This is a genomic window from Streptomyces sp. SID14436 (genome assembly GCF_010548465.1).
Classification (GTDB): Bacteria; Actinomycetota; Actinomycetes; order Streptomycetales; family Streptomycetaceae; genus Streptomyces.
In genome coordinates this window covers 20157-39933 of record NZ_JAAGMD010000073.1, presented here as the reverse complement: position 1 = coordinate 39933, position 19777 = coordinate 20157, and the positions used below count along the sequence as shown (strand labels likewise).

The 19777-nt window shown below is 69.9% G+C and carries 16 protein-coding genes and 1 pseudogene; 11 read left to right on the top strand and 6 right to left on the bottom strand.

Going from position 1 to position 19777, the window contains the following annotated elements:
* The 8 genes and pseudogenes from G3I53_RS02450 (at position 1) to G3I53_RS02415 (ending at position 11854) form a co-directional block, all read left to right on the top strand.
* Entirely contained in the window at positions 1-4779 is a 4779-nt protein-coding gene (locus G3I53_RS02450) for an RHS repeat domain-containing protein (RefSeq protein ID WP_164332769.1), read from the top strand.
* Positions 4780-4792: 13 nt separating this feature from the next.
* Positions 4793-5569, top strand: a complete 777-nt coding sequence (locus tag G3I53_RS02445) for a hypothetical protein (RefSeq protein WP_164332768.1) — start codon at positions 4793-4795, stop codon at positions 5567-5569.
* A gap of 51 nt (positions 5570-5620) precedes the next feature.
* A complete protein-coding gene (locus G3I53_RS02440; protein ID WP_164332767.1) occupies positions 5621-6382 on the top strand; it encodes a hypothetical protein in 762 nt (253 codons plus the stop codon).
* A 163-nt stretch (positions 6383-6545) separates the two neighbouring features.
* A pseudogene (locus G3I53_RS02435) lies at positions 6546-6743 on the top strand (alpha/beta hydrolase); the annotation flags it as partial.
* A gap of 445 nt (positions 6744-7188) precedes the next feature.
* The gene (locus G3I53_RS02430) at positions 7189-7911 is read left to right on the top strand and encodes a glycoside hydrolase family 11 protein (protein WP_164332766.1); all 723 of its coding nucleotides are present in this window, start codon (positions 7189-7191) and stop codon (positions 7909-7911) included.
* Positions 7912-8357: 446 nt separating this feature from the next.
* Complete coding sequence (locus G3I53_RS02425; RefSeq protein ID WP_164332765.1) at positions 8358-8771, top strand: hypothetical protein; 414 nt, start codon at positions 8358-8360, stop codon at positions 8769-8771.
* 16 nt (positions 8772-8787) lie between these two features.
* On the top strand, positions 8788-11130 hold the full coding sequence (locus G3I53_RS02420) for a hypothetical protein (protein ID WP_164332764.1): 2343 nt from the start codon (positions 8788-8790) through the stop codon (positions 11128-11130).
* Between the two features lie 19 nt (positions 11131-11149).
* Positions 11150-11854: a hypothetical protein gene (locus tag G3I53_RS02415; protein ID WP_203591504.1), complete on the top strand. Its 705-nt coding sequence runs from the start codon at positions 11150-11152 to the stop codon at positions 11852-11854.
* 227 nt (positions 11855-12081) lie between these two features.
* On the opposite strand, the gene G3I53_RS02410 is transcribed toward G3I53_RS02415, so the two are convergent.
* Entirely contained in the window at positions 12082-13926 is a 1845-nt protein-coding gene (locus tag G3I53_RS02410; RefSeq protein WP_164332763.1) for a thiamine pyrophosphate-requiring protein, read from the bottom strand.
* Between the two features lie 222 nt (positions 13927-14148).
* Between G3I53_RS02410 and G3I53_RS02405 the strand changes: the two genes are divergently transcribed.
* Positions 14149-14973: an SDR family NAD(P)-dependent oxidoreductase gene (locus tag G3I53_RS02405; RefSeq protein WP_164332762.1), complete on the top strand. Its 825-nt coding sequence runs from the start codon at positions 14149-14151 to the stop codon at positions 14971-14973.
* A gap of 17 nt (positions 14974-14990) precedes the next feature.
* Here the strand turns inward: G3I53_RS02405 and G3I53_RS02400 are convergent, their stop codons facing one another.
* Entirely contained in the window at positions 14991-15281 is a 291-nt protein-coding gene (locus G3I53_RS02400) for a DUF3253 domain-containing protein (protein ID WP_164332761.1), read from the bottom strand.
* Between the two features lie 108 nt (positions 15282-15389).
* Between G3I53_RS02400 and G3I53_RS02395 the strand changes: the two genes are divergently transcribed.
* Positions 15390-16568, top strand: a complete 1179-nt coding sequence (locus G3I53_RS02395; protein ID WP_164332760.1) for a spore photoproduct lyase family protein — start codon at positions 15390-15392, stop codon at positions 16566-16568.
* A 27-nt stretch (positions 16569-16595) separates the two neighbouring features.
* On the opposite strand, the gene G3I53_RS02390 is transcribed toward G3I53_RS02395, so the two are convergent.
* The 4 genes from G3I53_RS02390 to G3I53_RS02375 all read right to left on the bottom strand — a co-directional run bounded on the left by G3I53_RS02390 (position 16596) and on the right by G3I53_RS02375 (position 19057).
* Positions 16596-17255, bottom strand: a complete 660-nt coding sequence (locus tag G3I53_RS02390; protein ID WP_164332759.1) for an NAD(P)-binding domain-containing protein — start codon at positions 17253-17255, stop codon at positions 16596-16598.
* A 120-nt stretch (positions 17256-17375) separates the two neighbouring features.
* Positions 17376-17888 (bottom strand): VanZ family protein, encoded by a 513-nt coding sequence (locus G3I53_RS02385; RefSeq protein ID WP_164332758.1) that lies wholly within the window; start codon positions 17886-17888, stop codon positions 17376-17378.
* A 141-nt stretch (positions 17889-18029) separates the two neighbouring features.
* Positions 18030-18227 carry a DUF397 domain-containing protein gene (locus G3I53_RS02380; protein ID WP_164332757.1) on the bottom strand — a complete coding sequence of 66 codons (198 nt, stop codon included), beginning with the start codon at positions 18225-18227 and terminating at the stop codon, positions 18030-18032.
* Positions 18224-19057 carry a helix-turn-helix transcriptional regulator gene (locus G3I53_RS02375; protein ID WP_164332790.1) on the bottom strand — a complete coding sequence of 278 codons (834 nt, stop codon included), beginning with the start codon at positions 19055-19057 and terminating at the stop codon, positions 18224-18226. The genes G3I53_RS02380 and G3I53_RS02375 overlap by 4 nt, the downstream gene beginning before the upstream one ends.
* A 266-nt stretch (positions 19058-19323) precedes the next feature.
* Here G3I53_RS02375 and G3I53_RS02370 point away from each other — a divergent pair, with 266 nt between their 5' ends.
* On the top strand, positions 19324-19731 hold the full coding sequence (locus tag G3I53_RS02370; RefSeq protein WP_164332789.1) for an ATP-binding protein: 408 nt from the start codon (positions 19324-19326) through the stop codon (positions 19729-19731).
* Positions 19732-19777 lie beyond the last annotated feature (46 nt).

Sequence of the window (19777 nt, the reverse complement as noted above, 5' to 3'; positions counted from 1 at the left end):
GTGGGCATAGGCGACTTCATCAAGGACATCACCCCCGACTCGGTCGAGGAGGTGGTCGAGGACGGTGTCGAGTGGCTCGGTGACAAGGTCGAGGGCGCGGGCAACTGGACCGCGGACCGGCTGGACGACGTCGGCTGGGAGTCCGGCGCGGACTGGGTGCGCGAGCAGTCCCGTTCGGTCGCGAACCGGATGGGCGCCGAGGTCGACGAGATGGACCTCGGGGACACCGAGGACAAGACGAAGCTGGTCTACGGAAGCCCCGACAAGATCCGCTCCACCGCGGAGAAACTGCGCGGCTTCCAGAAGGCGTTCGACGACGCCGGCTCCGGACTGAAGGGGCTGGACCCCGCCCGCTTGAAGGGGGAGACGGCCGAGGCGCTGCGCAAGGCGGTGAGCACCCAGCCGCCGAAGTGGTTCGAGGGCGCCGACGCCTGCGAGAAGGCGGCCGCCGCGCTGGAGTCGTTCGCCTCCACCGTGACCTGGGCGCAGGGGCAGGCGCAGACGGCGATCGAGAAGTGGAAGGACGGCGTGAAGGCGTCCGAGGACGCCGCCGACGCCCACCGCAAGAAGGTCGACTCCTACAACAAGGCCGTCGACCGCTACAACGCCCTGCCCGCCGACAAACGCGACCCCTCCACGCTTCCGCCCTGCCCGGCCCCGACGTTCGACGACCCGGGCAAGAAGCTGATGAAGGAGGCGCAGGAGATCCTGGCCGAGGCCCGCAAGCAGCGCAACACCGCGGCCGAGACGGCCCGCACAGCGGTGCGCGCAGCCCGGGACATGGCTCCGGAGAAGCCGTCGTACACGGAGCAACTCGGCGACGGTCTGCAGGAGTTGCAGATCATGGGCGACCACGTCGGCGGCGGCGTCATCAAGGGCACCGCCGGGCTGCTCAACTTCGTGCGCGGCATCAACCCCCTCGACCCGTACAACCTGACCCACCCGGCCGAGTACGCCACCAGCCTCAACAGCCTGGCCGCGGGGCTGGTGCTGGCCGCCAACGACCCGGTCGGCACCGGCAAGCAGATGGTCAGCGACTTCATGAAGGACCCCTACGAGGGCTTCGGCCGTCTGCTGCCGGACGTGGCGCTGACCGTGGCCACGGGCGGGGGTGGCGCCGCCGTCAAGGGCATGCGCGTCGCCGCCGACGCGGCCGACGCGGCCCGGGTGCGCCGGCTGGTCGACGACGCGCCCGGCGGCACCCACAACCGGCCGGACGGAGACCGCACGACCGACGGCACCGACCCGGTCGACCTCGCCTCGGGCCGTATGTTCCTGCCGCAGACGGACGTGGAGATTCCCGGCATCCTGCCGCTGGTGTTCACCCGCCGCACCGAGTCGGGCTGCACGGCCGGCCGTTTCCTGGGGCGGTCCTGGACCTCCACCGTCGACGAGCGCCTGGAGGTCGACCCGGTCGGCATCGTCCACGTCACGGCCGACGGGCTGCTGATCACGTATCCGCACCCCGCCCCCGGCACCCCCACCCGTCCCGAGTCCGGCCCCGCCCGCACCCTGCTGGCCCGCGACGCGGACGGCGACTACACGCTCACCGACCCCGACACCGGACTGACCCGCCGCTTCACCGCCCCGCCCGACGCCGAACCCGGTGGCGACGGAACCGCCTGGCTGGCCTGCGTCACCGAACGCAACGGCCACACCATCACCGTCGACCGCGCCGCCGACGGACTGCCCACGGCCCTGGTCCACTCGGCCGGCCATCAGCTGAAGCTGACCACCGCCGACGGCCTGATCACCGCACTCCACCTGGCCGGCGGGGGCGAGGACGGCGCCGACCTGCCACTCATGTCCTACGGCTACGACGAGGACGGCAACCTCACCACCGTCACCAAACCCTCCGGCGCGACCACCACGTTCGTCCACGACGACCGCCGGCGCGTCACCGCCTGGATCGACTCCAACGGCAGCCGCTACGACTACGTCTACGACGACCGCGACCGCGTCATCGCAGAAGGCGGCGAAGCCGGCCACGTCCAGATCACCCTGGCCTACACCGAACCCGACCCGGACACCGGCCACCGCACCACCACCCTCACCACCGCCGCCGGACACGCGACCCGCCACCTGATCGACCACCGCTGCCGGGTGATCGCCACCACCGACCCGCTCGGCCACACCACCCGCTTCACCTACGACACCCACGGCAACCTGCTCACCCGCACCGACCCGCTGGGACACACCACCGCGTTCTTCTACGACGAGGACGGCCGGGTCGTCGCCGCCACCCGCCCCGACGGAAGCGAACTGCGGACCGTTCGCGGCCGGTTCGGCCTGCCGGTGGAGGTCGTCGGGCCGGACGGCGCCCGTATGGTCCATGAGTTCGACGAGCGGGGAAACCGCACGGCGGTCACCGACCAGGCCGGCGCCACCACCCGCTACACCTACGACCACGCCGGTCGCCTCACCTCGGTCACGGACGCACTCGGAGCCGTGACGCGCGTGGTGTGCGACGCGGCGGGGCTGCCCGTGGAGGTGACCGGTCCCGGCGGCGCCGGCACGCGCACGCGACGGGACGCCCTCGGCAGGCCGGTCCGCATCACCGACCCGGTGGGCGGCGTCACCCGCCTGGAATGGCACGCCGACGGGCAACTCGCCCGACGCATAGGCCCCGATGGAGCCACGGAGTCGTGGACCTACGACGGCGAGGGCAACGTTCTCACCCACACGGATGCGTCCGGTGGTGTCTCCCGCTTCGAGTACACCCACTTCGACCTCCTGGTCGGTCGCACCCGGCCCGACGGCACCCGCTACGCGTTCGAGCACGATGCCGAACTGCGTCTCACCCGCGTCATCAACCCGCAGGGACTGACCTGGACCTACGAGTACAACGCCGCCGGCGACATCGTCTCCGAGACCGACTTCGACGACCGCGTACTCACCTACCGGGTGGACGCCGCGGGCCGGCTCGCCGCCCGCACCGACGCGCTCGGCGGGACCATCTCCTTCGAGCGTGACCAGCTCGGCCAGGTGGTCCGCAAGGACATCGACGGCCGGGTGACGACCTACGCCTACGACAGGGCGGGCCGCCTGCTGGAGGCGGCCGGACCGGACAGCGAACTCCGCTACCAGTACGACCGCCGGGGGAAGATCAAGACCGAACTGGTGGACGGCCGCCCCGTCTCCTACTCCTACGACGCCCTGGGCCGCCGCACGCGCCGCACCACCCCCACCGGTCACGTCACTTCCTACACCTACGGCACCGACGGACAGCCCCACCGCCTGACCAGCGGCGGGTACCGCATCGCATTCACCCACGACGCCGCCGGCAGGGAACTCACCCGCGTCTTCGGCGACACGATCACCATCACCTCGGCCTGGGACGAGGCCGGACGGCTCGCCGCGCAGCACGTCACCGCCGGGGCTCGCGTCGTCAACCACCGTGCCTACTCCTACCGCGCCGACGGGCATCCCACCTCCGTCACGGACGGTCTGTCGGGCAGCCGCACCTTCGACCTCGACCGGGTGGGCCGGGTCACCGCCGTCCACGCCCAGGGCTGGACGGAGCGGTACGCCTACGACGACGCCGGCAACCAGACCTCGGCGACCTGGCCGGACCGGCATCCGGGCGGTGAGGCGACCGGGGAGCGGACCTACAGCGGCACCCGCATCACCCGTGCCGGAGACGTCCGCTTCGAGTACGACGCCCTCGGCCGGGTCACCCTGCGGCAGAAGACCCGCCTCTCCCGCAAGCCCGACACCTGGCGCTACGCGTGGGACACGGAGAACCGCCTCACCTCCGTCACCACCCCCGACGGCACCCGCTGGACCTACCGCTACGACCCGCTGGGCCGCCGCATCGCGAAACAGCGCCTGGCGGCCGACGGCACCAGTGTGGCCGAGGAGACCCGGTTCACCTGGGACGGCCTCACCCTGTGCGAACAGACCAGCCACCAGCCTGACGTACCGCACACGGTCGCCCTCACCTGGGAACATCGCGCCGACGTGCCCCTCACTCAGACCGAGCGCATCCTCACGGCCGACGACCGCCAGGAGGAGATCGACCGGCGGTTCTTCGCCATCGCCACCGACCTGATCGGCACGCCGACCGAGCTCATCGACGAGACGGGCGACATCGCCTGGCGCACCCGGAGCACGCTCTGGGGCACCACGGCCTGGGCCCGTGACAGCAGTGCCTACACCCCGCTCCGCTTCCCCGGCCAGTACTACGACCCCGAGACCGGCCTCCACTACAACTACTTCCGCCACTACGACCCCGAGACCGGCCGCTACACCTCCCCCGACCCGCTGGGCCTGGCTCCCGCCCCGAACCCCGTCGCGTACGTGGACAACCCGTACAGCGGGTGCGACCCGCTGGGCCTCATGCCCAAGTACACGAAGGAGGAGAAGGCCCAGCAGGCCAGGGAAAAGGCCATCCAGACCGCGGACGAGGTCGTCGAGAGAGCCCAGGGCGATCGGATGAGGAAGGCCGGTAACTACCACGCCGATTCCATGCACGGCTTCAGCGACGAACGGGTCCTGGAGATCCTCAAGAGCCCTGACGCGGTGTACCACTCGACGGCGGGCAGCGGAAGGCTGATCTTCCGGCACGGGGAGGACATCGTGGTGGCGGAGGGCCGCGGCGCCGGGGCAGGAAATGTCATCACGGCGTACGGTCCGTCCGGCATCAGGGGCGACTCCGGCGTGCGAGCGCTCGGCGGCCTCCCCACCGACCCCGGTGGGCCGATCACCCACACGGACGTGGTGGAGGGCAGGATTCCGGCCAAGGACGGCTATATGGCTCCTGGAGTGCAGATTCGATGAGGCGGCATTCACCATGAGACTCACCCTCGACGGCGACTGGCATGCGACGGTGACGGACGGTCCGCTGGGCATCGCCCCGCGATTCGACTTCCCGGGCCAATCTGTGCGCATCGCGGAGTACGCGGACGTGGCGGAATGGCAGCAGTTCCTCGTGGACACGTTCGGCAGCCAGGAGTGGCTGTGGGACGACCCCGACGAGCTCCGGTTCGCCCCGGACAGCCGGGAACTGGTCGGCGCCGGGTTCCGGTTGCCCTCCGAGTCCGCTTCCGCCGAGGACTGTGCCCGCGTTCCCCGCACGCCGACGGTCCGCCCGGGTGGGCTCCTGGCGGACGAGGCCCGGGACTTCCGCCTGGAGCCGACCACGGAACTCTGCCGCGCTCCCGGTGATGCGGTGCTGACCTGTCTGCGCGACCTCGACGCCCTGGACGGGCCGCTGGAGGCCCGCATCGGCATCGCCCCCGACGTGGCGCTCCTCGTCCAGCACAGCACGGTCGTCGGCTGGAGCCTGACCGACCCGGTCCGGTACCTGACCACCGGGTTCGCAGCCCCAGACCCCCACCCTCCCTCCCCGGCCACCCGTCGGCTGCTCACCGAGTGCCTGGACCTGATCACCACGCCACTGCTCTACGAAGTGATGGACCGGAACCCGGCCACCTTGGCCCGCCTCAAGGCCGCCGACAAGGCCCTGCGCGACCAGCGCGAGGACCGCCACCGCGCAGACTCCCTCCTCGCGCTCATCAGCAACCTGGTCGAGGACTACGCCGACCGGCCAACCGGGCGGGAGCCGTGAACCACCGGCAGGATGACGACGGCCGGGTCCAGAATGAGGAATGAGACGTCGATGACGGCGAGACTCGGGTTCGACGGCAGCTGGTCCGCGGCGGTGACAGGCGAACCGCTCGACCTCGTCCCTCGTCTCATCGGCATGTCCCTGATCGTGTCCCCTTATACGGACCGGGTGGAACGGGAGAGGTTCTTCGCGGACACGTTCGGCAGTCAGGACTGGCTGTGGGACCTCCCCGAGGTCTTCCGCTTCGCCCCGGGCGGCCGGAGGCTGGTCGGAGCCGAGTTCCGCATTCCGGAAGAGGCCGCCTCGGCCGAGGACTCGGGCCGCGTTCCCGACATGCCCGGAGTACGCCCGGGCGGTCTGCAGGCGGACGAGGTCAAGGACTTCCGGCACGAGGTGTGCACGGTGCTGTGCCGCGCTCCCGGTGACGCCGTGCTGACCTGCCTGCGTGACCTCGACGTCCTGGACGAGCCTCTGGAGGCCCGCATCGGCATCGCCCCGGACGTGGCGCTCCTCGTCCAGCACGGCACTGTCGTCGGCTGGAGCATCACGGACCCCGCGCGCTACCTGACCGCCGGCTTCGCCGCCCCCGACCCCGCTCCTCCCGTCCCGGCCACCCGCCGCCTCCTGACCGAATGCCTGGATCTGGTCACCGTGGTGCCGGTGGTCGACGGCCTGGTCGACGGCGAACCGGCCGCCCTGGCCCGTCTCCAGTCCACCGACAGGGACCTGCGCGAGCAACGCGAGGACCGGCACCGGGCCGACGCCCTGCTGGAGTTGATCGCCACCTACGTGGAGGACTACGGGAACCGGTGAAAGAGAACGAAGACCAGCCCAGGGCCATGGCCCCGCCCCTGCGACCACCCAGGCGCCCGATGGGCCGGACGTCCTTGAGCGCTGTGGCCTGGACGTCACAGAAAGGGCGGAACGGGGCGGTCCACCCGTGGTCGCCATCTACGCGGTCACCGGATTCGAGCCTGTAAAGGCTCCGGTCCTCGTTCTCAACGGCGAGAAGGACACCGCCTTCCGGGCCGGAGAGGCGGACTTCGCCCGCGCGCATCCGCACGCTCGCGTCGAAGTGATCCCGCGAGCACGGCACTTGGCGAACTTCGACGACCCGGATGCGTTCACCGACGCCGTCCGCCGCTTCGCCCGCCAGCTCTCCGCCGACGGCTGAGCGCGCGCGGCGGAAGGGATCGGCGGCGCCGCGGAAGCCGGACGGGGGGAGACGCCGGTACCGATGAGGCGTCAGGTGTGCCATGCAGTGGTTCGAAACATTCGATCGCGATGCATAGAATTGCGCCATCCTCCCGTCGATCTCCTTCTCGTGCTCGCGGCGGTAGCCTTGAGAGGTGGGTTGACCTCGGCAGACGCGCGCCTCACGGTTGTTTCCGTCGCGCCGGACTTTCCGAAAGAGTGTCGAAAGTGTTGACAGGGTCATGGCGCTCTGCGAGAACTGTGGCCACCGACAGACGGGAGACGTCGCGCTCCTCGTGCCGTGACCGGCACTGCGACCGGTCACGTCGTCGCGGCGCGACGACGGGTGACCCCCGTCGAGTTCCATGCAAGGCCACGGGCGGCAGAAGCCGCCCGCCCCCCACCAGCCTTCATCGGGAGGACGCATGCAGCAGGACGGTAAGCGGCAGGACCAGAACCAGCAGAACCCCGCCCCCTTCAGCGGCTTGAGCCGACGAGGCTTCCTCGGCGGCGCCGGCACCGTCGCGCTCGCGACCGCGTCCGGACTGCTGCTGCCCAGCACGGCCCACGCCGCCACCACCATCACCACCAACCAGACCGGCTACGACGGCATGTACTACTCGTTCTGGACGGACGGCGGCGGCTCCGTCTCCATGACGCTCAACGGCGGCGGCAGTTACAGCACCCAGTGGACCAACTGCGGCAACTTCGTCGCCGGCAAGGGCTGGGGCAACGGCGGGCGCAGGACGGTCCGCTACAGCGGCTACTTCAACCCCTCGGGCAACGGCTACGGCTGCCTCTACGGCTGGACGTCGAACCCGCTGGTGGAGTACTACATCGTCGACAACTGGGGCAGCTACCGGCCCACCGGCGAGTACCGCGGCACCGTGTACAGCGACGGCGGCACGTACGACATCTACAAGACGACGCGGTACAACGCCCCCTCCGTCGAGGGCACGCGCACCTTCGACCAGTACTGGAGCGTCCGCCAGTCGAAGGTGATCGGCTCCGGCACCATCACCACCGGGAACCACTTCGACGCCTGGGCGCGCGCAGGCATGAATCTCGGCCAGTTCCAGTACTACATGATCATGGCCACCGAGGGCTATCAGAGCAGCGGAAGCTCGAGCATCACGGTCAGCGGCTGACCTCCGCCCGGCATACGGCCGGCTGCGGGCTCCGTCCGTCCTACGACGGGGGCCGCAGCCGGCCGCCGTCTTGTCCGCCAGGGGGCGGGAGCAACTCCATCGACGACGGCCGCCACCGTTTCCTCTGTTCGGTCATTCCTTCGTGCGGCGATGTGCCAATCAGCCACTCCGGAGTGTTCTCCTGCATCCGGCGGCCGGTCGTGATCCCATGGTTCAGCACCGCGGGTCGTGCTGCGCGCTCGACGTCGACTGGTCCGAGGCCACGTGCGGGCCGGGTCTCGTTCGAGTGAACCTGCCACGTCAAGCCGGTAGTGCCAGAGTGGCTCCGCGGGTGCCGCTGTTGCCACCCGCGGACGAATGGTGAGACAAGACGACCGGTGAAGAGGCCGGTGATCGCCCGCATATCGTGCAGCGGTCGGTCGGTAGGAGGACTTCGGGGGATCTGTATGACATTCGAGAAGGAATGGGCAGAGCTGCGCGCTGCTGCTGCCGATCGCACGGCGACACAGATCAACAGCGGCCCGGCCGACGGCGAGTACGACCTGGTGGTCAACCGTGACGACCTGGGCGCCATCGGCAACGACGCCTACGACTTGCTGGGGCGGTTGACGAAGGAGGGCGACATCGCCCGTCCCGCCACGTTCGATGCGGCAACGGCGCTGACCAACGGCAACTTCGTGAGCGGTTCAGCCGTGCTGAAGGTCCACGACCGCTGGCAGACGCATCTGAAGACCCTGCTGGACGCCTGCGCGCGGATCTCCAACCACCTCGACTTCAGCAAGGCGCAGCACGCCAAGGACGAGGCGAAGGTCGAGGGTGAACTGCTGAGGATCTCGGTGCTCAGCGAGTACATGAAGTAGGGCTCGGGGGAGCGACGTGCTGAAGTTCGAGGACATCATCGATGCGCCGTTGGCCAAGCTGAAGGCGGCGGTCGACGACTGGTCCGAGATGGCGGGAAAGCTGGAGACACTCGCCGCCGATGCCCGTGACGGGATGAAGAAGAAGGCGGACAGGGCGGCCTGGCAGGGCGTCAACGCAGGCGTGACCAAGGAGTTCATCGGCAAGACGGCCAAGGAGTTCGCGGACGCCGTGACCGAGGCCAAGGGCGTGCACCGGATCCTGAACGAGGGCTACGCGGCCATCAAGAAGGCCAGAGCCGACCTGATCGCCATCCGCGACGACGAGGGGCCCGCGGCCGGCGTTCGCGTGGACGGCAAGGGCAAGGTGACGCCGCGGGAACCGCTGTCCGAGATCAAGGGAGCTCGGAACGAACCCGACTACGACCAGCTTCTGCGCAAGGAGCGGCAGGCGGTCGAGCAGTGGCAGAAGCGGATCGACCTCATCGTCGACAACTGCAACGACACCGACCTCGCTCTCAAGAACTCCCTCGAGGCCAACGTCACCGACCGCAAGGACTTCGGCGCTCCGAGGTACACCACGCTGGACCAGGAGGAAGCCGCCCGCGCGGTTGCACTGGCCTCCAAGGGCCCGGACCTCACGCACGCGCAGCTTCAGCAGCTCAACGAACTGCTGAAGGACAACAGCAAGTCGGCCGAGTTCGCCCAGGTCTTCTACAACAGGCTGGGACCGGAGAAGGCGCTGGCGTTCTTCGGCCAGCTCGCCACGGACACACACGACTTCGGCAAGGTCGACCCGCAACGCCTCAAGGACGTCCAGGACCTCCAGAGAAACCTCGGCCTCAATCTGGCGACCGCCTCCCAGGACAAGGACTTCACCGAAAAGTGGGGCCCGGAGCTGCGCAAGTTGGGCACGGAGCGCATTCCGTTGAGCAAGTACGACCAGGGCGGCCCGTTCGGGTACCAGCTGCTGGGCGGGATCATGCGGTACGGGAACTACGACGCGAAGTTCCTCAACCCGATCGCCGAACACGTGGCGCAGCTGCACCAGAAGGATCCGGGCCTGTTCGCCGGAAACAAGCAGGTGAACGGCCCGTACAAGAACCCGTTCAACCCCTCCGGCGTGAACGGGGCCGGTTACGACCCGACGACCGCCATGCTGGAGGCGCTCGGCAACAGCCCGGAAGCCGCGAAGAAGTTCTTCACGGACCCTCCCACTGCCTACAACGAGGACGGCACGGTCAACCGGGGCGCCACGGCCGACCTGGGCAAGGACAAGAACGGCAAGGACATCGAGAACTACCTCGACTTCTTCGGCAACGAGGAGTGGGAGTCCTTCGGCGACGTCAACTCGGTGGACGAGAAGGAACTCGAGGCATCACTCGACCACATGCCGGACGCGCTCGGTCATGCCCTGGAAGCAGCGACCCTCGGCTACCCGGCCGGAGTCCCGGACCCGCACGTGGTGCGCGACGCGGAGAACGCGGCGATCATGCAGCAGGTCATGGAGAAGTACGGTGCCGACCCGGCTCTGCTGAAGCAGCACGAGGCGATGGCGGACAGCCTGGGCATCATGGGCGCGGGGTACATCGACGACATCAACTGGGCTCTGGACAAGAACCATCGGGACAGCGTGTTCGCACCGGGCGGGAACGCGGAGGGGCGCATCGACTTCGCGGACACCGAGGACGGGGACGGGCGGAGCATTGTCCGAGGTTTCCTGACTACTCTGGGCCAGCATCCCGATGCCTACGCGACGCTTTCGACCGCGGAACAGGCGTACACCCGCAGCGTTCTGGAGGGGACCGTGGGCCCGGACGGGATCAAGGAGGGTTCGGCCAGGGCGGCCGTGCGTGTGGGCGCCGAGGTGCAGGGGATGCTGGACCAGTCACGGGCCGACCAGGTGAAAGCGACTCACCTCAAGACCCATGAGGACTATGAGAAGGCGGTCGCGCGACGCGCGGGCTGGGTCGAGTTCGGAGCTACTGCGACCCTCGCCGCCGGTGTGGCCTTCTTGCCTGCAACCGCGGCCGTCGGTACGGCCGCGGTGCTCATCCCATTGGCGACTGATACGGCCAGTGGCGCGGTTGAGCAGGCCATCAGCCAGTTGGTCGGGGACGTTTCGGACAAGTCCGTGGACGAGCACAAGGAAAAGGTGGAAGACCTTGTCGAACAGGAGAGGAAGAAAATCTATGCTGCCGGGGAGGAGATGACCGAAGGTCCGTTGGAGAACTTTATGACGCGCCACGGCATTTCGTACGGCAGCGCGCTGCGGGAGGATTTGGTGAATTCGAGGCTGATTGGTTACGGGGCCGGCAACGATCGGGCGCAGCAGGTAGGAAATGAACCGGAGACGGGTTGATTCTAGCGAGAAAGAGAACATGAAGAGGTTTTCTGTATTCAATCTCGGGCCGGTTCGTGGGCGGCTTCTCAGCGGTGTGCTAGCCGGATTGTTGTGCCTTGGATCCGCAGGTTGCAGTGAGGGTCGAGAGGAAAGTCGGGATCCGAAAATTCCGAAGGACTACAAAGTGGTGGCGGGGACAGAGCTTTGCGGTGGAAATGCTATTTCTGTCGAGGCGTCACGGGCGCTGGAGTTGATCACGGGGGAGTCTCGGTTCGAAGCTTCGGCTGAGGAGTACACCATCGCCCGGGCCGCAGATGACGTTGTCAATGCGTATCCCGATCTTAACGTCGGCCGACAGGACATCTGTGGTGTCTACACTCCGATTGGAAAACCCAGTTTCGAGATCAAGATTAGCTGGGATGCGAGTCCGTCCCCCCCGACAGGTTCCCCGGCGTCAAAATTCACCGAGCTGAGAATGGGGGAGCGGACGGTGGCGGCGGCGGATAAGGCGATGGTGTTCTTTTCTTGCCGTGGAACTAGATTGCCCGACTCGTTGGGATTGGCGCACCTCATTGTCATGGTGCAGCATTGGGCCGTGCCGAGGGAGTTTGAAGGGGACGTAAAGGCGTTGAAGGACGCATATGCGACGGTCGCTCACTCCGTCGCCCTGGCCATGGCCAAGGAACTGCGTTGTGAGGGGAATGGCGGGCTCCCCGAGAAGCCTGTGCTCGATCCCGTATAACCGTGGACGTGGTCGGGCAGTGGTGGCCCGGCCCGACCTCCGTGGAATTTCTCGAAGCCGGACCCTCGGGCGGGAGGCTTTCCGGTGTTGTAACGGCCGTGCGGGCGTGGCGTGAGGAGCGTCCAGGTGCGTGCGCCGGACACTGGTGTGCCCGCTCCGCTGGGGGAGCGGGCGTCACGGCAGGGCAGAGGTGGGCGCCGGCGTAACCGCTTCAGGCTGGGCCCTCGTCAAGAGTTCTTCTCGGAGCTGTCGTGCCGCCCCGCGCCGGGGTGGTCGTCCCGGTGGCGGCTGCCGGGTAGCATCTCCTGCACCTTGGCCTTGAGGCCCTGTTTCACCATCGAGGCGCGGTCGCTGTCGCCCTTGAGGATCGCGGCCGCCGCGGCCTCGATCTGGTCCAGCGAGGCGTGCGGCGGGATCGGCGGGACGGCCGGGTCGGTGCGGAAGTCGATCACGAACGGCCGGTCGGCGGCGAGGGCCCGGTCCCAGGCGGCCTCGACCTGCTTGGGCTTCTCCACCCGTACGCCGTCCAGGCCGATGCTCCGGGCGATGTCGGCGTAGGGGAGGTCGGGGATGTGCTGGGACTCCTCGAACTGGGGGGCGCCGGACATGGCGCGCATCTCCCAGGTGACCTGGTTGAGGTCGCCGTTGTTCAGCACGGCGACGACGAGCCGCGGGTCGGACCACTCGCGGTAGTACTTCGCGGCCGTGACCAGCTCCATCATGCCGTTCATCTGCATGGCGCCGTCTCCGACGAGGGCGATGGCGGGCCGGTCGGGGTGGGCGAACTTCGCGCCGATGGCGTACGGCACGCCGGGGCCCATGGTGGCCAGGGTGCCGGACAGGGAGCCGCGCATGCGCCCGCGCAACCGCAGGTGGCGGGCGTACCAGTTGGCGGCCGAGCCGGAGTCGGCGGCGAGGATCGCGTCGTCGGGCAGCTTGCCGTCCAGGGCGTGCACGACGTACTCCGGGTTGACGGGGGCGGCGCTGACGGCGGCCCGGCGCTGCATGACCTCCCACCAGCGGGCCACGTTTTTCTCGACCGTGTCCCGCCATGTCCGGTCCTGCTTGCGGTGCAGCTTGGGCAGCAGGCGGCGCAGGGTCTCGCGGGCGTCGCCGACGAGGTTGACCTCGTTCGGGTAGCGCAGGCCGATCATGTGCGGGTCGATGTCGATCTGCACCGCGCGGGCCTGGTCCAGTTCCGGCATGAACTGGGTGTACGGGAAGCTGGAGCCGATCATCAGCAGGGTGTCGCACTCCTGCATCAGCTCGTAGGAGGGGCGGGTGCCCAGCAGGCCGATGGAGCCGGTGACGTAGGGCAGGTCGTCGGGCAGGGCGTCCTTGCCGAGCAGGGCCTTGGCCACGCCGGCGCCGAGCACGTCCGCCAGCCGCTCGACCTCCTCGCGCGCGCCACGGGCGCCCTGGCCGATCAGCACCGCGACCCGTTCCCCGGCGTTCAGCACGTCGGCGGCCCGCTGCACGTCCTCGTCGGCGGGCACCGGCGCGTAGCGGCTCAGGCCGAGGCTGGAGGGGACCATCTTGAACGCGTGGGTGGGCGGGCTGTAGTCCAGTTCCTGCACGTCACCGGGGATGATGAGCGCGGTGACGGTGCGTTCGGCGTACGCGGTGCGGAACGCCCGGTCGATCAGGTTGGGCAACTGCTCGGGCACCATGACCGTCTCGCAGAAGTCGGAGGCGACGTCCTTGTACAGGCTCGCGAGGTCCACTTCCTGCTGGTAGGAGCCGCCCATGGCGCTGCGGTCGGTCTGCCCGACCAGCGCCACCACCGGCACGTGGTCCAGCTTGGCGTCGTACAGCCCGTTCAGCAGGTGGATGGCGCCGGGGCCGGACGTGGCCGCGCACACGCCGGCCTTGCCGGAGAACTTCGCGTAGCCGACGGCCTGGAACGCGGCCATCTCCTCGTGGCGGGCCTGGACGAACTTCGGGTCGTTGTCCGCCCGCCCCCAGGCCGCCAGCAGACCGTTGATGCCGTCGCCCGCGTAGGCGAAGACGTGGTCGACGTCCCATTCGCGGAGCCGCTGGAGGATGTAGTCGGACACCTTGGTGCTGGCCATGGACACTCCGTTCCGATCCCGTCGACGACGACCGCCCCGGCGCGTCAGGCCCGTGCACGGCGGCGCGCGAGGGTGCGACGCCTCCTGGGTAACCGTGCGGATACGGGCGAAACGTCGCCCGCGCCGAGCTCGCCCGTCGCCCCCCGTCGGGACGGACCGGTGGCCGGGTCGTCGCGGGCCGCGGCGATGCTTGGCACGGGGCGGGGCGGTTACTCGTCCGCCATGACTGAGACACGGCCACTCGCCCTGATCACCGGCGCGTCCAGCGGAATCGGCCGCGAGCTCGCCCGGCAGTTCGCGCTGCACGGGTACGACCTCGTGGTGAACGCCGAGGACGAGGCGCTGGACTCCGCCGCCCGGGAGCTGCGGGAGACGGGGGCCGACGTCCGTACGGTGCGCGCCGATCTGCGGACCGGCGAGGGGCGCTTCATGCTCCTGGACGCCCTCGACGGCCTCACGGTCGACGTGGCCGCCCTCAATGCCGGGGTGGGCCAGGGCGGCGCCTTCGTGGACACCGACCTCGCCGACGACCAGGAGGTCATCGACCTCAACGTCACCGCGACGGTACGGCTGGCCAAACCGCTGCTCCGGGCCATGGTGGCCCGCGGCGAGGGCCGGCTCGCCTTCACCTCGTCCGTCGCCTCGGCGACGCCCGGTTCCTTCCAGCCCGTGTACAACGCCTCCAAGGCGTTCGTGGAGTCCTTCGCCCAGGCGCTGGCCGACGAGGTCAAGGACACCGGCGTGACCGTCACGTCCTTCCTGCCGGGCCCCACGGACACGGAGTTCTTCGACCGGGCCGGCATGGAGGACGACACCCGGATCGGCACCATGAGGAAGGACGATCCCGCGCAGGTCGCCGAGCAGGCGTACGAGGCGATCGTCAAGGGTGAGCGGAAGGCCCTCACCGGGTCGCTGAAGGCGAAGGCACAGGGGCTGGCCGGGAAGGTGCTGCCCGACGGGCTCAAGGCGGCGGCGCACCGGCGCATGGCGGAACCGGGCTCCGCGGACGCGGGGGACACGGGGGACTCCGGTCGCCGGTCGCCGTGACGCCCGCCCGTGCCGTGCTACCCCTGCCTCGGGCGACGGATGCGGATCGGACCGCGGGCCGTGTCCTCCGTGACGGGCCGGCCCGCCTGGGTCACCTCGACCTCCCCGGCCGACACCAGACGCCAGGCGGCGCGGCGGGCCGGCTCCATCAACGCCCGCCAGCCGTCGTCGTGCCCCTCGTCCCCCTCGTAGGCCCTGCGGGCCGCGTCGGACGGGCAGATCGACGCGGTGGCCGCGCGCTGTGCCAGCAGGTCCAGGATGACCTGCTCCAGGCGCCGGTCCAGCTCTCGCTCCTGCGGATCCGCCACCCGTCCAGTGTGGCACCGGGAGCGGGATACTGGAGCAACCCGCCCTTCCCCGGTGGGCCCGGCCCGACCCCACCCCGGGGGGCGAGAAGGCGAGGAGAGGAACGGCACGTGGATCAGCCGACGCCGCCCGGCCCCGCGCCCGGTGAACCCGAGCAGCCGACGCTGTTCGGGTGGGCCGACACGGCCCCGGCGCCGTCCCCCCGGCAGCCGTTCCGGGACAGTGCGCGGGCGCGCCGGATGCTGGACATCCGGGAGGTCTACGCCGAGCCCGCCGCCCTCGACACCCCGCGCGGCGCGCAGATCATCGCCGGGCTTCCCGGGGTGCGCGTCACCGAGGTCCCCGGTCACTGGCGCATCCCGTCCCTGCACGGCAACGACGGGAACGTCTCCCGGTGGGTGCGGGTCAAGACCGAGACGCTCGTCCTCGGCGTCAAGCAGTCCCTCACGACCCGCCCCAACGGCCGGTCTGCCGACTGGATCGCCCCCGGTCCCTCCAACGGCTGCGCCATGGCCTGCGCCTACTGCTACGTCCCCCGGCGCAAGGGTTACGCCAACCCCATCACCCTCTTCACCAACATCGAGGCGATCGTGGCGCACATCCGGCGCCACGTACGGGCCCAGGGCCCCAAACCCGGGCCCAACCAGTGCGACCCCGAGGCGTGGGTCTACGACATCGGGGAGAACGGCGACTGCTCCGTCGACGCGCTGATCTGCGACAACACGGCCGACCTGATCGCCGCGTTCCGTGGGCTGCCGACGGCGAAGGCGTCCTTCGCGACCAAGTTCGTCAACCCCGACCTGCTCGCCCTCGACCCGCAGGGACGCACCCGCGTGCGGTTCTCCCTCATGCCGGCCGACGACTCCCGGCTGCTCGACCTCCGCACCAGCCCGATCGCCGAACGCATCGCCGCCGCGGCCGACTTCCTGGACGCGGGCTACGAGGTCCACTTCAACCTCTCACCCGTCGTCCTGCGCGACGGCTGGCAACCGGACTGGACCGAGCTGCTCACCCACCTCGACGACGTGCTGCCCGCCCGGGTGAAGCAGCAGGCGGCGGCCGAAATCATCATGCTCACCCACAACCAGGCCCTGCACGACGTCAACCTGGGCTGGCACCCGCGCGCGGAGGAGGTGCTGTGGCGGCCCGACGTGCAGGAGACCAAGCGCTCGCAGAACGGCGACCTCAACGTCCGCTACGCCCTCGACGTCAAACGCCGGGCCGTGGCGGAACTCCGGCAGCTGATCGACACCCATGCGCCGTGGCTGCGGGTCCGGTACGCGTTCTGACGCGCGTCGGGCCGTGGGGTACGACGGTCACGTCATGATCGTCAGAGCGCTGGACCAGTTCAGGCCGAGTCGGTCCTGGGCCGCCATGTGCAGCAGCTGGAAGCCTTCCAACTGGCGCGCCCAGTGCAGCGGGCCCACGTCCAGCGGACGGAGCCCGGCCCCGGTGACCAGGTCGGCCACGGTCTGCCGGGCCGCGTCGTCGTCCCCGGCGATGAAGACGTCCAGGGGCCGCCCCGCCACCCTTCCCGCCGCGAGCGGCCCGGCGAACGTGGTGTTGAACGCCTTCACGACGCGGCTCTTCGGGGCGGCGGCCGCGATCTGCTCGGCGGCGGAGGTGTCGGCGGGCACGACCAGCTTGTCGAAGGTGCTGAAGTCGACGGGATTGGAGATGTCGACGACGATCTTCCCGTCCAGGCTCTCGGCCCACGCGGCGGCGATGTCGCGCCCGGCCGGATAGGGCAGGGCCAGGACCACGATGTCGGCGTCGGCCGCGCCGTCGGCGTCGGCCGCGCCGTCGGCGTCGACCGCCGAGGCGTCCGCCCCGGAGGCCCCCTCGCGCAGCGCGGCGGCCAGCTCCTCCGCCTTGGCCCGGGTGCGGTCGTGCACACGGAGGGTGTGGCCCCCTGCCAGGACCCGGGTGCCGATGCCGCGGCCCATGTTTCCCGCGCCGACGATGGTGACGTTCATGGGGTGCTCCTCCGAAGACGTCCCCCGTTCCCTCCCACCCTCACACCGCGGCTCGGACACTGCCACTGTTCCATGCAGGCGTGCTCGGCTGCGGGCCGCGGTGGTGTGCTCGTCCGCCGTCTACGGTGCCGCCGAACTGGACGAACGGGCCAGTGCGGCCAGTCTGCGGGCGGTCGCGAGGACGAGGAGGCCGGCGCCCGCGCCGAGGGAGTTCAGCAGGAAGTCCTCGGCGTCGGCCACCCGGCCTCCGCCCACGAGGAACTGCACCGTCTCGATCACGAACGTGAGGGTCACACAGGAGCCCAGCGTGACCCAGGCCCGTGTCCCCGGGCGCGAGAGGCTGATCAGCACGGGGAGCGGCACGAACATCAGCAGGTTCGCCAGGGACTGCCTGACGATCATGTCCTTCTCCATGCTGCCGAGGTTCTCGCCTCCGGACTGGAGGTAACCGAGTGAACCGAAGGAGAGCCCGCCGCCCCCGGTCTCCGCGGGGCTCAGCGAGAACGTGGCGGCGATGACCACCGAGGCGTAGAGGACGAGCCCGATGCGGCCCGCCGTGCGCATCCCCTCCGCCCAGCGGGTCTCCAGGACGAGCAGCGCCGTCACCGCGAGCGGGGCGAGCAGCAGGGCCACAGCCGTACGTGCGGGGGTGACGAGGAGGACGGTCTGCCAGAGGGCATGGAATCCCGGGAGTTGGTGAAGGGGAAAGCCGGGAGCCCTGCCCTCCGGGTGGAGAGCAGGGCTCCCGCTTCGACGGAGCGGGGTGGGACGGTGTCAGGCGTGTTCGACGAAGTCCGTCCACGCCTCGCGCGACACCTCGACGACGGGACCCGTCACGGCCTTGGAGTCCCGGATGTGCACCGATCCCGTACCGGCGGCGACCTCGACGCAGTCCCCGCCCTCTGCTCCGCTGTAACTGCTCTTGTGCCAGGTGAGGTCGAGCGTGACGGGTGAGGACTCGGCGGTGTTCATAGCGCTCCCAGCAACCTCTCGATGAACTCCAGGGACTCTCTCGGGGTGAGAGCCTGGGATCGGATAATCCCATAGCGGGCGGCGGCGAGTGCCGTCTGCTGCGGGTCGGTCTGGAGAGTGCTGGTCCCCTGGGCCTCCGTGTACGCGAACTTCCTGCCGTCGTCACGCGTGACGACCGTGAACGGCCCGTCCACACCCGCGCTTTCCTCGCAGCGGAGCGGAGCGATCTGGATCTCGACGTTGCGCTTGCGGCCGACGACGAGCAGGTGCTCCAACTGCCCCCGGAGCACGCCGGTTCCGCCCAGCGGGCGCCGCAGCACGGACTCGTCCATGACGAAACTCAGCAGCGGCGCGGACGGCCGGTCGAAGATGTCCCGGCGGGCGAGGCGCGCCGCGACCCGCTGCTCGATGGTCTCCTCGTCCAGGGGCGGCCGCCGCATGGCCAGTACGGCTCTCATGTAGGCCTCGGTCTGGAGGAGGCCCTTGACCACGAGCGTGTCGTACGACAGCAGTTCGATGGCCACCTTCTCCAGACTCGCCATCCCCTGGAAGAACACCGGGTACTGCGCCCGCTCCACCTGCTCCTTCCACACCGTCAGCAGACCGTCCGCGCCCAGCACCTCGTCCGCGCGCTCGATGGTCCGCGGAGACGGGATGCGTCGGCCCTGTTCGTAGGACGCGATCGTGGAGGCCGAGTAGCCGATGCGGCGTCCGAACTCCTCGCGTTCCAGGCCCGCTCGCAGGCGCAGTGTCTTCAGTGTCTGCCCGAACGCGGCGACGACCGCCTGCCCCGACGTGTCGGCGGTCGTCCCCTCCGTGTCGTCGGCCATGACGGCCTCGCCCCCCGGCTCCGTGCCCTCGGTCATCGGTGTCCCCTGTCGCCTCCCGTGCCCAACGGCGGCGCCCGTGGTCGCGTCACGCCCCGCGCCGCGTACGCGGGGAGGCGCCGCGCGTACAACGGGCCGCGTCGTCGGGTCACCGCTGGTCACACTGCGCGACCGGCGGGACGGTGGACGGCGTGACGAATCAACTCCCGGGTGCCGTCGGCACCGTCCGGTCCGCGGCTTCGGCCGATGCTCCGAGCCGCGCCTTCGAGATGCGGTTCACCTCCACCCCGCGCGGTGCCCGTCTCGCCCGCCGGCTGTCCGCGCACCGGCTGGACGCCTGGGGTGTCCCGTACGGGACGGGACCGCACGACGAGATCGTGGTGGTCGTCGGCGAGCTGACCGCCAACGCCGTGCGACACGGTCATGTGGGCGGCCGGGACTTCCACCTCCGGATGGAGGTGACCGGGTGCCCCGGCACCGTGCGGATCGAGGTCACCGACACGCGGGGCGACCGGACCCCGCCCGAAAGGGTGGAGCCGCGGGCGCCGGGGCCGGAGGACGTGGGGGGCCGGGGGCTGCTCCTGGTGGCGGGGCTGGCCGCCCGCTGGGGCTGGTGTCCGCGGTGCGACGGCCCGGGCAAGACGGTGTGGGCGGAGTACCTGCTTGTTCCCGCTTAACGACGGTGTTGCTTACTGCCTGATGTGCCACCTGACCTGCTCGTTT